Annotated in this window: 1 protein-coding gene; it reads left to right on the plus strand. The window is 67.4% G+C overall.

What is annotated here, in order from left to right:
- The first annotated feature begins 22 nt into the window (after window positions 1-22).
- Entirely contained in the window at window positions 23-1633 is a 1611-nt protein-coding gene (locus EOC06_RS36755) for an NTP transferase domain-containing protein (RefSeq protein WP_128310083.1), read from the plus strand.
- Window positions 1634-1753: the final 120 nt, after the last annotated feature.

The following is a 1753-nucleotide window of genomic DNA, read 5'->3' on the forward strand; positions in this document are numbered from 1 at the left end:
GGCGCTCTGCGGGCGCTGCGGCGTGAAATTCGGCCCGATCCCGATCGAGACCGCGGAAGGCGCGGTGCTGGCGCATTCGACCACCGCCGGCGAACGCCGCTTCCGCAAGGCGCACAGGCTGAGCGCCGAAGATGTGGCGCTGCTGCGGGCTGCCGGCATTTCTGAGGTCGTTGCGGCCGTGCTGGCCGTCGACGACCTCGGCGAGGATGCCGCCGCGCAGACGATCGCCGAGAGCATGACCTTTCGCGGGATCGAAGCCAGGCCTGCCGCGACCGGGCGGGTCAATCTCCATGCCAAGGCGCCGGGCATCTTCACGGTCGATGCCGCTGTCATCGATGCCATCAATGCCATCGATCCCGCCATCACCATTGCGACGCTGGCGCAGCATGCGCCGGTCGAGAAAGGCCAGATGGTCGCGACCGTGAAGATCATCCCCTTCGCGGTCAGTTCAGCGCTGGTCGACGCTGCGACGAAAATCTGCGCCGCGGGCGAGATATTTGCCGTCAATGCCTACCGGCCCGTGCGTGTCGGCGTCATCCAGACGGTTCTGCCGGGCATCAAGCCTTCCGTGCTCGACAAGACGCTGCGAGTCACGGAAGCGCGGCTGGCGCGTACGGGCGGCAGGCTGACTGCGGAGCGCCGCACGCCGCATGAGGTCGCGCCAGTGGCGGAGGCCGCGGTCTCCCTGGCGCGCGACAACGACATGGTGGTGATCTTCGGCGCTTCGGCGATGAGCGATTTTGCCGATGTCATTCCCGCGGCGATCGAGAAGGCGGGTGGTGCAGTCATCCGCGCGGGCATGCCGGTCGATCCCGGCAATCTGCTGGTGCTCGGAACGCTCGGCGGCAAGCACGTCATCGGCGCGCCCGGCTGCGCCCGCAGCCCCAAGGAGAATGGTTTCGACTGGGTGCTGGACCGGTTGATCGCTGGCCTCGACGTGACCGCAAGGGATATTGCCGGCATGGGGGTCGGTGGGCTGCTGATGGAAATCCCGACACGGCCGCAGCCGCGCGAACCGCTGCCGGCGAGAAGCCAGCTCAAGGTCGGCATCGTGCTGCTGGCGGCCGGCCGCTCAAGCCGCATGGGCGGGCCGAACAAGCTGCTGGCGCTGTTCGACGGCAAGCCGCTGGTGCGCCGCACCGCCGAGCGGGCGCTCGGCTCGAAGGCGTCCGGCACTGTCATCGTCACCGGCCACCAGCGCGAGCGGGTGCGCGCTGCGCTGGTGGGCCTCGACGTGACCTTCGCCGACAATCCCGATTTTGCCGAGGGCCTGTCCACCTCGCTGAAAGCCGGCATCGCCTATCTGCCGGAAGATTCCGCCGGCGTGATGATCGTTCTCGGTGACATGCCTGATATCACGTCCGATGACCTCGACAGATTGATCGATGCTTTCCGCAAGGCAGGCGGCAATGCGGTGGTCCGCGCCTCGCATGACGGCAAGCGCGGCAACCCTGTGCTTTTGCCGCGCTCGCTGTTTCCGGCGATCGCCCATCTCGAAGGCGACACAGGCGCGCGCCATCTGGTTGAGACGGAAGGGCTCGATGTCATCGATGTCGAGATCGGCGCGGCGGCGTCAGTCGATGTCGACACACGCGAGGCGCTGGAAGGCGCCGGCGGCGTGCTGCAGGATTGACAAACCCAAGCCGAATTACGCATGCCTTGGGCATGGCTATTCGTACCGTCGCACCCCCCTCTGGCCTGCCGGCCATCTCCCCCTCAAGGGGGGAGATCGGCAGTTTCGATGGCGGCGTCC

Origin of the sequence: Mesorhizobium sp. M7A.F.Ca.MR.362.00.0.0 (genome assembly GCF_004023175.1) — a bacterium.
Classification (GTDB): domain Bacteria; phylum Pseudomonadota; class Alphaproteobacteria; order Rhizobiales; family Rhizobiaceae; genus Mesorhizobium.